The organism is Mesorhizobium sp. P2_C4 (genome assembly GCF_056404575.1).
The window spans coordinates 597,146-611,339 of sequence record NZ_JBFUDT010000004.1 but is presented as its reverse complement, the minus strand read 5'-3'; the positions used below and the strand labels follow the sequence as shown (position 1 = coordinate 611,339).

Annotated in this window: 8 protein-coding genes; all 8 read right to left on the bottom strand. The window is 63.3% G+C overall.

Going from position 1 to position 14,194, the window contains the following annotated elements:
- Positions 1-206 precede the first annotated feature (206 nt).
- Positions 207-1,835: a beta-galactosidase BglA gene (gene bglA / locus AC1DX6_RS19290; RefSeq protein WP_477316144.1), complete on the bottom strand. Its 1,629-nt coding sequence runs from the start codon at positions 1,833-1,835 to the stop codon at positions 207-209.
- Positions 1,835-3,838, bottom strand: a complete 2,004-nt coding sequence (gene glgX, locus AC1DX6_RS19285) for a glycogen debranching protein GlgX (RefSeq protein ID WP_477316142.1) — start codon at positions 3,836-3,838, stop codon at positions 1,835-1,837. The genes bglA and glgX overlap by 1 nt, the downstream gene beginning before the upstream one ends.
- A 157-nt stretch (positions 3,839-3,995) precedes the next feature.
- On the bottom strand, positions 3,996-5,624 hold the full coding sequence (locus AC1DX6_RS19280; protein ID WP_477316140.1) for an alpha-D-glucose phosphate-specific phosphoglucomutase: 1,629 nt from the start codon (positions 5,622-5,624) through the stop codon (positions 3,996-3,998).
- 3 nt (positions 5,625-5,627) lie between these two features.
- A complete protein-coding gene (gene glgA, locus AC1DX6_RS19275; protein ID WP_477316138.1) occupies positions 5,628-7,073 on the bottom strand; it encodes a glycogen synthase GlgA in 1,446 nt (481 codons plus the stop codon).
- Positions 7,074-7,092: 19 nt separating this feature from the next.
- The gene (glgC, locus tag AC1DX6_RS19270; protein WP_477316136.1) at positions 7,093-8,358 is read right to left on the bottom strand and encodes a glucose-1-phosphate adenylyltransferase; all 1,266 of its coding nucleotides are present in this window, start codon (positions 8,356-8,358) and stop codon (positions 7,093-7,095) included.
- A gap of 37 nt (positions 8,359-8,395) precedes the next feature.
- The gene (glgB, locus tag AC1DX6_RS19265) at positions 8,396-10,609 is read right to left on the bottom strand and encodes a 1,4-alpha-glucan branching protein GlgB (RefSeq protein ID WP_477316134.1); all 2,214 of its coding nucleotides are present in this window, start codon (positions 10,607-10,609) and stop codon (positions 8,396-8,398) included.
- A gap of 182 nt (positions 10,610-10,791) precedes the next feature.
- Positions 10,792-13,260, bottom strand: coding sequence for a glycogen/starch/alpha-glucan phosphorylase (locus AC1DX6_RS19260; RefSeq protein ID WP_477316132.1), 2,469 nt, complete (start codon positions 13,258-13,260; stop codon positions 10,792-10,794).
- A 149-nt stretch (positions 13,261-13,409) separates the two neighbouring features.
- Positions 13,410-14,192, bottom strand: coding sequence for an ATP-binding cassette domain-containing protein (locus AC1DX6_RS19255; RefSeq protein ID WP_477243678.1), 783 nt, complete (start codon positions 14,190-14,192; stop codon positions 13,410-13,412).
- Between the last annotated feature and the right edge of the window lie 2 nt (positions 14,193-14,194).

Genomic DNA, 14,194 nt, shown 5'->3' with positions numbered 1-14,194 from the left:
GCCAGGGTTTGGCGAAAGCCGCACCACGCTCGCGAACGCCAAAAGCCCTGCTTCGAGTTGACGTTTGCAGGCACACAGCCTCCGCGACGTCGGCGAGAGAATTTATCCTGCAGTGCTGCTTCTTGATACCTCCTCTGCTCGGCATGGTTGTATCGCTATACGGATCGAGGCAAACAGCGACGTTCCGTATATCGCTGCGGAAGCTGCTAGCTGACCCGCCCGAGGAAGCATCCCAACGGCGGCAGCGACAGCCGGTCCTCCTGCAACACCGCACCGGCACCGCCAAGAGCAATCGTATCTATGGCAGTCAGATCCGATGGCAATGGCCAGTTGGCTGGCTCGTCGGTGAAATTGAAAACGCAGAGCACTTTCGCGCCGCCGCCTTCGCGGATGAAGGCAAGGACATCGCCCTCCGCATCGAGAAAGCGGATCGAGCCGTCCAACAGCGCTGGATGCCGCTTGCGCAATGCGAGCATCGCCCGATAGGCGGCGAGCACAGACGCCTCCTTGCCATTCTCGACATCGACAGCCCGGGCCTGATGGCTTGCCGGCACCGGAAGCCACGGCCTGCCCGAGGAGAAGCCGGCATTCTCGGCGCCCGCCTCCCAGACCATCGGCGTGCGGCAGCCGTCCCTGCCCTTGATTCCCGGCCAGAAGCGGATGCCGAACGGATCGCGCAAATCCTCGAAGGCAAGTTCCGCTTCCTCCAGCCCAAGCTCCTCGCCCTGATAGAGGCAGATCGATCCGCGCAGGCAGGACAAAAGCACAATGGAGAACTTCGCCACGGTGTCCGGATCGCCACCAGGCCGCGTCCAGCGGCTGACATGGCGCACGACATCGTGGTTGGAAAACGCCCAGCAGACCCAGCCATCGGCAACGGCCGTCTCGAAAGCCTCGACGCAGCCGCGTACGTGCGCCGCCGAGAATTGCTGGCCGAGCAGGTCGAACGTGTAGCACATTTGCAGCGTGTCACCGCCGGACGTGTAGGCTGCCAGCGTCTGCAGCGAACGACCTTCGTCGCCGATTTCGCCGACGGCGGCGCGGCCTTCATACTCGTCGAGCAGCGCTCGGAAGCGCCGGAGGAAAGCAAGGTTTTCCGGCCGCGTCTTGTCGAACAGATGTTCCTGGTAGAGGTAAGTGTTGGTTTCGGTATTGGTGCCGGCAACGCTCGCCGCCAGCGGCGGGTTAGAGCGCAGCCAGCGGTCATGGACATAGTAGTTGACCGTATCCAGCCGGAAGCCGTCGACGCCGCGCTCGAGCCAGAACCGCACCGTCTCGAGAAGCGCGTCCTGGACCTCGGGATTGTGAAAATTCAGGTCCGGCTGCGAGGCGAGGAAATTGTGCATGTAAAACTGCCTGCGGGTCGAATCCCACTCCCAGGCCGGGCCGCCGAACACCGACAGCCAGTTGTTGGGGGCGTTGCCGTCAGGCCTGGTGTCGGCCCAGACATACCAGTCCGCTTTAGGGTTATCGCGGCTGGCGCGGCTTTCGACGAACCATTCGTGCTTGTCCGAGGAATGCGACAGGACCTGGTCGATGATGATCTTCAGGCCGAGCCGGTGCGCCTCGGCGACCAGCGCGTCGAAATCGTCAATCGTGCCGAACATCGGATCGACGTCACAATAGTCGGAGACGTCGTAGCCCATGTCGGCCATCGGCGACTTGAAGAAGGGCGACAGCCAGATAGCGTCGACGCCAAGCGATGCGACATGAGCCAGCCTCGAGGTGATACCGCTGAGATCGCCGCTGCCGTCGCCTGTCGTGTCCTGATAGGAGCGCGGGTAGATCTGGTAGATGACGCAGCCGCGCCACCACTGCGCATTGTTATCGGCCACTAAGATCTCTCCTTCGCGCCAGCCTGCCCGGCTTTGCGTTCGATCCTGAAAATCACCGTTCGCCCCGGCACCGGCCGTGCAATGTCGGCAGCGTCGGTTGGCGCCGCAGCCCACAAAAATCCGTCCCGCTGAGGCAGGGTGAAAACGCAGGCCCGGCGATCACCGTTGAAGATGACGGCAAGACGGCCATCGCCGTCGCTGGCGGCGCCGAGCACCATGACAAGGCGATGCCGATCCGGGTCGTGCCAGCTGGCTTCTTCGAGCGGCACACCAGTTTCCGTCAGCCAGGCAACATCGGGTATGGTCGGCCCCGCAGCCGGCTGGCCGCTTAGAAAGCGCGTGTCCGAGAGCGCCGCGGCGGCACGACGCATCGCGGCAAGCGCAAAGGCATGGCGTTCCAGCGCCTGATCGCGGCCGGCCCAGTCGAGCCAGATGATGTCGTTGTCCTGCGCATAGGCGTTGTTGTTGCCGCGCTGCGTGCGGCCAAATTCGTCGCCTGCTGTCAGCATGATCGTGCCGCGCGAGGCGAACAGCGTCGCCAGCAGCGCGCGCTGATCATCGAGGCGAGCCTTTGCTACTGCCTCGTCGCCACTCTCACCTTCGACGCCGTTGTTCCACGACAAATTGTCGTTGTGGCCGTCGCGGTTCTGCTCGCCATTGGCCTGGTTGTGCTTGCGCTCATAGGCGACGATGTCGGCCAGCGTCATGCCGTCATGGGCAGCGATGAAATTGACCGAGCGGCTGGTCCGCTGGTCACCTTTGGCAAAGACGTCGGACGAACCGGCCAGCCTCGTCGCCAGCGCGCCGACCATGCCGCGATCGCCGCGCCAGAAGCGGCGGATGTCGTCGCGAAACTTGTCGTTCCATTCGAGGAAGGGCGGGCGAAAATTGCCGAGCTGATAGCCGTCCGGGCCGATATCCCAAGGCTCGGCGATCAGCACGCGATCGCCCAGAACCGGATCGTTGTGCATGGCCCGCAGCAACGGCGCGTCGGCGTCGAATGTTCCCTCGACACGGCCGAGAATGGGCGCGAGATCGAACCGGAACCCATCGACGCCGGCATGACTGACAAAGTGACGAAGCGTATCGAGGACCATTTCCCGCACGACCGGATGATCGCAAGCGACCGTGTTGCCGGTGCCGGTGTCGTTGACCAGCCTGTTGTCGGCCTCGTGCCGATAGTAGGCGCGATTGTCGAGCCCACGCAGCGACAGCGTCGGGCCAAGCCTGTCGCTTTCGCCGGTGTGATTGAAGACGAGATCGAGAATGGTGCCGATGCCGGCGGCGCGCAGCGCGGCGATCGTCTCGCGCAATTCGGCCAGCCCGCCGGGCGCAAGCCGCGGATCGAGCGCCATGAAGGTGACGGGGTTGTAGCCCCAGGCGTTGCGCAGCCCGAGCGGCGGCAGGTGCCGTTCGTCGATCGACGCCGTCACCGGCATCAGTTCCACCGCTCCGACGCCAAGTTTCTTCAGGTGCTCGATGATGGCGGGGTGGGCAAGCGCTGCAATCGTGCCGCGCTGCTCCTGGGGGATATCAGGATGCAGCATGGTGAAGGCGCGCACCGGCACTTCGTAGACAAGGCCGCCCGGCTGGAACAGTGGCGGCAAGGCAGGCGCAGGCCGGGGCAAGGCGCCGGCGATGGCCTTCGGCAGCAGCGGGGCGGTGTCGGCCCCTTCGCCGCGGCGCTGGGCCAGCCGCCAGTCATAGGCGTAGGGCCTGTCGATCTCGACCGCATAGGGATCGACCAACAGCTTGTCAGGGTCGAACCACAGCCCGCGCCCCGGCGCATAGTCACCATCGGCGCGAAAGCCGTATCTGGTGCCGGCGGCGAGACCGGCAACGAACAGTGCGTAGACGCCCTCGCCTTCCGGCTGAAGTTCAAGCCGGTCGATCTCGCGGCTTCCCGCGTCGTCGAAGATTGACACCCAGAGACGCCGCGCCGCCGACGACCATGCGGCAAAGCGGATGCCTTCCGGGGTGATGGTGGCGCCGAGTTGGGTCACAGGCGCGTCCTCCACCCTCCCCCTTGTGGGGAGGGTCGCGAACGAAGTGAGCGGGGTGGGGGGCGGCGCAGGGCAAGCGCATCACGAGCACCCCCACCCCGATCCGCTACGCGGATCGACCCTCCCCCCAAGGGGGAGGGTGAAGCCACCGCCAACCTCAAGTAATCACGCTCGGCTTGTTGCGGCCGGTGTGGCTCTTGATGCCGGCGATATCATCGGCCGCCGCAATCAGGTCGGCGAGCGCCTCTTGCGTGTCGAGATCATGCCTCGCTGTGTCCGGCTCGTAGCGCTCGATATAGACGCGCAGCGTGGCGCCTGAGGTGCCGGTGCCGGAGAGGCGGAAGACGACGCGTGAGCCGCCTTCGAACAGCACCCGGATGCCCTGGTTCTTGCTGATCGAGCCGTCGACCGGATCGTGATAGGCAAAATCATCGGCACTGGCGACCTTCATGCCGCGCACGCTGGTGCCCGGCAGCGAGGCAAGCTTGGCGCGCAGTTCGTCGACCAGCGCGTTGGCGCGGTCGCTCTCGACCTCTTCGTAGTCATGGCGCGAATAGTAGTTGCGGCCATAGCTCGCCCAGTGCTCGGTGACGATCTCTCTGGCGCTTTCGCCGCGCACCGCCAGGATGTTGAGCCACAACAGTACCGCCCAAAGGCCGTCCTTTTCGCGGACATGGTTGGAGCCGGTCCCGGCACTCTCCTCGCCGCAGATCGTCGCCATATCGGCGTCGAGCAGATTGCCGAAGAACTTCCAGCCGGTCGGCGTCTCGTAGATGCCGATGCCGAGCTTTTCGGCGACGCGGTCGGCAGCGCCGCTGGTCGGCATCGAGCGGGCGATGCCTTTCAGGCCGGCTTTGTAGCCGGGCGCCAGATGCGCGTTGGCAGCGAGCATGGCCACCGAATCCGACGGGGTGACGAAAATGCCCTTGCCGATGATCAGGTTGCGGTCGCCGTCGCCATCGGAAGCGGCGCCGAAGTCCGGCGCGTCCGGTCCCATCATCTCGTCATAGAGATGCTTGGCATGGACCAGGTTGGGATCGGGATGGTGACCGCCAAAATCCTCCAAGGGCTTGAAGTTGCGGCAGGTGCCATTGGGCGCGCCGAGCCGCCGCTCGAGGATTTCCTTGGCATAGGGTCCGGTGACCGCATGCATGGCGTCGAAGCGCATGCGGAAACCGTATTTGAAGTTGGCGCGGATGGCGTCGAAGTCGAACAGGCTTTCCATCAGCTCGGCATAGTCGGTGACCGGATCGATGATCTCGACCGTCATGCCGGCGGCCTTGACCGTGCCGATCTTGTCGACATCGATCGGTTCGATGTCGGCGATCTTGAAGCTGGCAATCGTCTTGGTCTTTTCGAACATCGCGTCGGTCAGTTTTTCTGGCGCCGGCCCGCCATTGCCGGCGTTATACTTGATGCCGAAATCCTCATGCGGGCCGCCGGGATTGTGGCTGGCCGACAGGATGATGCCGCCGAAGGTCTTGTATTTGCGAATGACATTCGAGGCCGCCGGCGTCGACAGGATGCCGCCCTGCCCGACCATCACCTTGCCGAAACCGTTGGCCGCCGCCATGGCGATGGCCTTCTGGATAACCTCGCGATTGTAGAAGCGGCCGTCGCCGCCGATCACCAGCGTCTTGCCCTCAAAACCTTCCAGCGCATCGAAGATCGACTGAATGAAGTTCTCGGCATAGTGCTCCTGCTGGAACACCGGCACCTTCTTGCGCAGCCCGGAGGTGCCGGGCTTCTGGTCGGAATAGGGTTTGGTGGCGACGGTTCTTATCATGCCTCAGGCAGCCCTTTTCGAAAGCAGCAAGCGATAGAGTTGAACGTATTTTTCAGCGCTTCGATCCCACGACACATCGGCCTTCATGCCTTGCCGCTGGATCGACGTCCAGATCGCCGGGTTGGCGTGCGCCTCCACCAGCCGGCGGATGGCGTGAAGGAAGGCGCCAGCGTTGGCGGGCGCGAACTGGAAGCCGGTTGCCACGCCGGCCGAGACAGCGGCTTCATTGGCGTCGATGATCGTGTCGGCGAGGCCGCCGGTGCGGGCGACGACCGGCACGCAGCCGTAGCGTAGGCCGTAAAGCTGGGTCAGCCCGCACGGCTCGAAACGCGACGGGATGATGATGGCGTCGCAGCCGCCCTGCATGGTGTGGGACAGAACCTCGTCATAGCCGACGACGACGCCGATGCGGCCGCGGTGGCGGGCGGCGGCGGCAAGCAGCGCGCCTTCGAGGCCGGCATCGCCGGAGCCCAGGATCGCCAGCCGCGCACCGGATGCGACGATGCCGTCGACGACCGCCGCCAGTATGTCCATGCCCTTTTGCCAGGTCAGCCGGCTGATGACGCAGACGATCGGGCTGTCGTCGCGATCGAGGCTGAAGCGATCCTCGACGGCGGCCCTGTTGGGAGCGCGCGCCTTGAGTGTCTTGGCCGTGTAGGTGGAGACCAGCTGCTTGTCGGTCTCCGGGTTCCAGATGTCGGTGTCGATGCCGTTGACGATGCCGTAGAGATCGGTCGAGCGCATGTTGATGAGGCCATCGAGGCCCATGCCGAATTCCGGTGCGCGGATTTCCTGGGCATAGGTCGGGCTGACCGTGGTGATCGCCCAGGCAGCCTGCAGGCCGGCTTTCAGGAAACCGACGCCACCGTAATATTCGACGCCGTCGAGCGCCATGGCGACTGCCGGCAGGCCAAGCTCACCAAAGATACCAGCGCCGAATTGGCCCTGGAAGGCAAGGTTGTGGACGGTGATCATCGAAGGGACGCCGACCGCCTTGCCGTAGCGCATATAGGCGAGCGTCATCGCCGACTGCCAGTCATGGGCATGGACGAGGTCCGGCTGGTAGCCTGATATGGCGCCGCCGGCGATGTCGCCGCCGACCTGGCTCAAGGCCGCGAAACGCCGCCAATTGTCGGGCCAGTCAGCGCCGGCCGCATTGCCATAGGGACCGCCAGGGCGATCGAACAGATGCGGCGCGTCGAGCACGAACAGGTCGAGCCCGGCGACCTGGACGGCATGCACCGAAGCCTTGCCGCCCTGCAACAGCGGATACTGGTGCACGGCCTTCTTTTTCTTGAAGGCGTCCATCACCACGGGGAAGCCCGGGATGAGCGTTCGCATGATCACGCCCTTGGCCGCCAATGCGATGGGCAAGGCGCCGGTTACGTCGGCCAGCCCGCCGGTCTTGATCAGCGGAAAAATCTCGGGCGTGACCGACAGAACCTGCATTCACAACAATCCTAATCCGCTACAGCTTCAATTTGTCGATCATGTCCTGCGTGACAAGGCAGATGCCTTTTTCGGAAACGCGGAAGCGCTTGGCGTCGAGGATGGGGTCTTCGCCGACCACCAGCCCCTCCGGTATCCTTACGCCATGATCGATGACCACGCGCTTCAACTTTGCGTTCCGGCCGACATGAACGTCGGGCAACATGACGACTTCCTCGAGCGTCGAATAGGAGTTGATGCGCGCGCCGGTGAAGATCAGGCTTTTCTTCAGCGAAGCGCCCGACACGATGCAATCGCCTGACACCAGCGAGGACACAGCCGAACCACGGCGGCCATCCTCATCATGCACGAACTTTGCCGGCGGCTTCAGTTCGGCGTAAGTCCAGATCGGCCAGTCGCGGTCGTAGAGATCGAGCTCCGGCGTGACGTCGGTCAAGTCGATATTGGCTTCCCAATAGGCGTCGACCGTACCGACATCGCGCCAGTAGGCCTCGTTTTCCATCGTCGAGCGGACGCAGGATTTGGCGAAGCGATGGGCGATCGCCTTACCGTGCTGGACGATGTAGGGGATGATGTCCTTGCCGAAGTCGCGGCTTGAGCCCGGCTCGGCCGCATCGCGGCGCAACTGCTCCATCAGGAACTTGGTCTTGAAGACGTAGATGCCCATCGAGGCCAGCGCGAATTCCGGCTTGTCGGGAATGCCCGGTGGATCGGCCGGCTTTTCGACGAAGGCAATGATGTTGTCCTTGGCATCGACATGCATGACGCCGAAGCCGGTGGCTTCCATGCGCGGCACTTCGAGACAGCCGACGGTGACGTCGGCGCCGGCATCGACATGCTGACGAAGCATCAGCTCATAGTCCATCTTGTAGATGTGGTCGCCGGCCAGGATGACCATGTATTCGGGCCCGTAAGCCTCGATGATGTCGATGTTCTGGTAGACGGCGTCCGCCGTGCCTTCATACCACTGCGTTTCCGAAACGCGCTGGCTGGCTGGCAGGATGTCAAAGCTTTCGTTTCGCTCGGGCCGCAGGAAGTTCCAGCCACGCTGCAGGTGGCGGATCAGCGAATGCGCCTTGTACTGGGTGGCGACGCCGAGGCGGCGAATGCCGGAATTGAGCGCGTTGGAGAGCGCGAAATCGATGATGCGCGTCTTGCCGCCGAAATAGACCGCGGGCTTGGCGCGACGGTCGGTCAGTTCCTTGAGGCGACTGCCGCGGCCGCCGGCCAGCACATAGGCCATGGCATCGCGGGCCAGCGGCTGGGTTCGTTTCGTTTCTGCCATTTTTTACCCTCCCAAATCACTCAGTCTGGAACATCGCTCAGTCCGGAACAAATTCGAGCATGATCGTCGACAGCGGCGGCAAAAGCATCGTCACCGAGATGCCTCCTCCTTCCGCCCGCGCCTCGACAGTGCCGCCATTGCCCTTGCCCGAACCGCCATAGTCCGATGCATCGGTGTTGATGATCTCGCGCCATTTGCCGGCCAGCGGCAACGGCACGCGGTAATTGTCGCGCGGCACTGGCGTGAAGTTGGAAATGACGGCGACCGGATTGCCGCCCGGCGCGCTGCGCAACCAGGCAAAGACCGAGTTGGCGCTGTCGTCGACGATAAGCCAGGAGAAGCCTTCCGGCTCGCAATCGCGTGCATGCAGCGCCGGGCGTGATCGGTAGAGATAGTTGAGGTCTCGCACCGTCTGCCAGACGCCGCGGTGCAGCCGGAACTCGAGCAGGTTCCAGTCGAGCGCGCGCGCTTCGCTCCATTCGCGGCGCTGGGCAAATTCCTGGCCCATGAACAAGAGCTTCTTGCCGGGGTAGCCCCACATGAAGGCGTAGTAGGCGCGCAGCGTCGCGAATTTCTGCCAGTCGTCGCCGGCCATCTTGCCGAGAAGCGTGCCCTTGCCGTGCACGACTTCGTCATGGGAGAGCGGCAGCACGAAATTTTCTGAGAATGCGTAGGTCAGGCCAAAGGTAAGGTCGTTGTGGTGGTGCTTGCGAAAGATCGGCTCCTTGGAAAAGTACTCCAGCGTGTCGTGCATGAAGCCCATGTTCCACTTGAAGCCGAAGCCCAGCCCGCCTTCATGCACGGGTGCCGAGACCTTTGGCCATGAGGTCGATTCCTCGGCAATCGTCATCACGCCGGGATGATGGCCGTAGACCTCCTTGTTCATCTTCTGCAGGAAGCTGACCGCCTCGAGGTTTTCGCGGCCGCCCTTCTCGTTGGGGATCCATTCGCCGGCCTTGCGCGAATAATCGAGGTAGAGCATCGACGCCACCGCATCGACGCGCAAACCGTCGACATGGTATTTCTCAGCCCAGAACAGCGCGTTGTTGACGAGGAACGAGACCACCTCGCGGCGACCGAAATTGTAGATCGCTGTGTTCCAGTCGGGATGAAAACCCTTGCGCGGATCGGCATGCTCATAGAGCGCGGTGCCGTCGAAATTGGCCAGGCCGTGCGCGTCGACCGGAAAATGCGCCGGCACCCAGTCGAGGATGACGCCGAGGCCGGCGCGGTGGGCGCCGTCGACGAAACGGGCAAAACCATCGGGATCGCCGAAGCGGGCCGACGGCGCGTAAAGGCCGGTTGTCTGATAACCCCATGACGGGTCATAGGGATGTTCGGAGATCGGCATGAATTCGATATGGGTGAAACCCGTCTCGACCACATAGGGGATCAGCTGGTCGGCGAGCTCGTCCCATGACAGGAAGCTGCCGTCGTCGCGCAGCTGCCACGAGCCGGCATGGACCTCGTAAATCGACACCGCTTCGCGCCGGTGGTCGGCGTTGCGCCAGAAATTGCGGTGCGCCTCGTCGCCCCATTCATGCGCCGGCGGCACCGCCGTCACCGAAGCGGTGGCCGGGCGCAGCTCGGATTTGAAGGCGAACGGATCGGCCTTCAGCGGCAGCCTGACGCCGTCGGGTCCGATGATCTCGTATTTGTAGGGCCTGCCGGCGCCGATGTCGGGGATGAACAGCTCCCAGATGCCGGTGTCGCGGCGGTCGCGCATCGTGTGCCGGCGGCCGTCCCATTCGTTGAAGTCGCCGACCACCGACACCCGCTTGGCATTGGGCGCCCAGACGGCGAAATGCACGCCGGACGCACCCTCATGGTCGATGAGATGGGCGCCGAGCTTGTCGAACAGCCTCAGATGCGACCCTTGCGCGATGTAGTAATCGTCAAGCGGCCCAAGCACCGGGCCGAAGGAATAGGGATCGGTGAGCCACCAGTCGGCGGTGGCATTCTTGGCGTGATAGCGCAGCGGCTGGCGTTTGCGCAGCGAGAGCTTGCCCTCGAAGAAGCCGTGATCGTCGCGCCTGGACAGCTCGCCCGCCTTCTTGCCAGTCAGCGTATAGGCCGTGACGAACTCGGCATGCGGGACGAAGCAGCGGGCGGCAAAGCCCTTGCCTGCCTCCTGCACACCGAGGACTGCGAACGGATCGCCATGCGTGCCGGCAACAATTGCCGCGACATCGCTGGCTGGTGCCAGTCCGTCCGGCCCGCTTGTCGTAGCGGTCGCGCGCGGCTTCCTCATCAGGCAGTGACCCTCCCTGGGCACCTGGTCTTGTTCTTATGCATGTCGCTGTCCCAAAACCGCTACGCACTTTTGGGCGACATGCACTTCTTTGTTGTCGTGCATGTCGTTGCCCCAAAACCGCTGGGCACTTTTGGGCGACATGCACCGGACCACATTGTTCGTGGCCTCATGCAATCATATCAGACGGGCACGTTCCAGATTTCTTTCGCATATTGGCGGATCGTGCGATCGGAAGAGAACCAGCCGACACGGGCGACATTGCGGATTGCTCTCGCGTACCAGTCGGGACTGTTGCGCCAGACAGCGTCGACCTCGCGCTGGGCAGCGGCATAAGCGTCGAAATCGGCGGCGACCATGAACCAGTCGCTCTGATAGAGACCATTGATCAGCTCGCGATAGCGGTCGGGATCGTCAGGCGAGAAGACGCCCGACGAAACGGCCGACACCGCCTGCGCCAATTCCGGCGATGCCTCGATCACGGCGCGCGGATTGTAGCCATTGGCGCGCCGCTCGGCGACCTCGGCTGTGGTCAGGCCGAAGATGAAGATGTTGTCGTCGCCGACGCACTCCTTGATCTCGACATTGGCGCCGTCGAGCGTGCCGATGGTGAGCGCGCCATTGAGCGCGAACTTCATGTTGCCGGTGCCCGACGCTTCCATGCCGGCGGTCGAGATCTGCTCGGAAAGGTCGGCGGCTGGCATCATGATTTCGGCCAGGCTGACATTGTAGTTCGGCAGGAACACCACTTTCAGCAGGCCACGAACCGACGGGTCGCTGTTGATGACCTTGGCGACGTCGTTGGCGAGTTTGATGATCAGCTTGGCGTTGTGATAGCTGGGCGCCGCCTTGCCGCCGAAGAATTTTACGCGAGGCATCCAATCGCGCTCCGGATGCGAGCGGATCTGGTCATACAGCGCGATCGCTTCGAGGATGTTCAAAAGCTGGCGCTTGTATTCGTGGATGCGCTTGATCTGGATGTCGAACAGCGCCGAGGGATCGACCTTGATGCCAAGCCGGTCGGCGACGAGATTGGCCAATCGCGCCTTGTTGGTCCGCTTGACGGCGGCGAACTTGTCGCGGAAGGCGGCGTCGCCGGCGAAGGCCTCGAGGCCCTTGATGGCGTCGATGTCATCCAGGAAGCGGTCGCCGATCGTCTCGCGGGTCAGCGCCGTCAGGCCGGGATTGCACTGGATCAGCCAGCGCCGCGGCGTGATGCCGTTGGTCTTGTTGTTGATGCGATCGGGATAGAGCTTGTGAAGGTCGGCAAACACCGTCTCCTTCATCAATTCTGTATGCAGCGCCGAGACACCGTTGATCGAATGCGAGCCGACAAAGGCCAGATTGCCCATGCGCACCCGGCGGTCGCCATTTTCCTGGATCAGCGAGATGCGGCTGATCTGCTCGTCCGAGAACTGGTTGGACGCGCGCGCCTCGAGCAGCACCTCGGCATTGATGGCGTAGACGATCTGCATGTGGCGCGGCAACAGCCGTTCGAACAGCGGCACCGGCCAGCTTTCCAGCGCTTCGGGCAGCAGCGTGTGGTTGGTGTAGCCGAAGGTGCGCTTGGTGATGCTCCAGGCCTGGTCGAAATCCATGCCGTGGACATCCATCAAAAGCCGCATCAACTCGGGCACGGCGATGGCCGGATGGGTGTCGTTGAGATGGATCGCCGCCTTGTCGGGCAGCGACTGCAAATTGCCATACTGGCTGAGATGACGCTGGAGGATATCCTGCAGCGAGGCGGTGGAGAAGAAATACTCCTGCCGCAGCCGCAGTTCCTGGCCCGCCTTGTGGGAATCGGCGGGGTAAAGCACGCGCGACAAGGCATCGGCCTTGTTGCTTTCGGCAAGCGCGCCGATGTGATCGCCGGCGTTGAACTTGTCGAGCAGGATCGGATCGATCGGCATGCCCGACCACAGCCGCAGCGTGTTGACGCGGTTGGCCCGCCAGCCGACGACGGGCGTGTCGTAGGCGACAGCCTGAATATGTTCGGTCGGCTTCCAGACGTGACGCTCGAGCCGGCCGTCCTTCGAGGTGATCGATTCCACCGACCCGCCGAAACCGACCTCGAAGGCGCGTTCGCGCCGTTCGAACTCCCACGGGTTGCCGTGGTCGAGCCAGGTCTCGGGCAGTTCCACCTGCCAGCCGTCATGGATCTCCTGCCGGAACATGCCGTTGGCATAACGGATGCCGTAGCCGTGTGCCGGAATGTCGACCGTCGCCATGCTTTCCATGAAGCAGGCGGCGAGACGGCCAAGACCGCCATTGCCGAGGGCGGCATCCGGTTCGAGCGCAGCGATGATGTCGAGGTCGACGCCGAGCGACTTGAGCGCCTCGCGCATATTGTCCATCAGGCCGAGATTGGAGAAGGCATCGCGCATCAGGCGGCCGATGAGGAATTCCAGCGACAGATAGTAGACGCGCTTTTCCTGCTGAGCGTAGGCCTCCTGCGTCGCCTGCATCCAGTGATCGACGATGCGGTCGCGCACGACCTTGATTGAGGCGGTGAGCCAATCGTACTGGGTGGCGACGTTGGTGCCCTTGCCGACCCGGTATTTGAGGGCCAGCAAGACTTCGTCAGCGAGCGTCTTGGGATCTGGGTTTTCAAGAATGGGCTTGTTGGCTTGGGATGTCATCGCGCGCGTCATGCTGCCTCTCGTGCGGTTGCCATGATCATACCGGCTTTCACCATTCCTCCCAGCCCATGCTACTGCATCTTATTATATATTCAATCGATTTAGCCGGCCACGGCTCCGACCGGCCCTGCGGCAATTTGGCAATCCAGGCGGTCAGTGCCTCAGGCCGCCAGTGCCGCCTCCGGCGGAACCTTCGCCCCGGTCATGAAGGCGACGGCGTCGGACATGGTATATTGCTTGGGATCGATGACGCACAGGCGACGGCCCAGCCGGTGAATGTGGATGCGGTCCGCCACTTCGAAGACATGCGGCATGTTGTGCGAGATCAGCACGATCGGCAGGCCGCGCTTCTTCACATCGAGGATCAGTTCGAGCACGCGGCGGCTTTCCTTGACGCCAAGTGCTGCCGTCGGCTCATCCATGATCACCACTTTTGAGCCGAAGGCGGCGGCACGCGCCACCGCCACGCCCTGGCGTTGGCCGCCCGACAGCGTTTCGACCGCCTGGCTGATGTTCTGGATGGTCATCAGCCCCAGCTCGGTCAGCTTGTCACGGGCGCGCTTTTCCATCGCCGGACGGTCGAGCATGCGCAGCCAGTCGCCGAGAAAACCCGGTTTGCGGATTTCGCGGCCGAGGAACATGTTGTCGGCGATCGACAGCGCCGGCGACAGCGCCAGGTTCTGGTAGACGGTCTCGATGCCAGCTTCGCGGGCTTCCATCGGCGATTTAAAGGCGACGGCTTTGCCTTCGAGCCGGATCTCGCCTTCATCGGGCAAGGCCGCGCCGGAAATCGCCTTGATGAGCGACGACTTGCCGGCGCCATTGTCGCCGATGACAGCGAGGATTTCGCCCGGATAGAGGTCGAAATCGGCACTGTCGAGGGCGGTGACGCGGCCATAGCGTTTGATCAGACCGCGCGCGGTGAGGATGGGTTCCTGGGTCATGA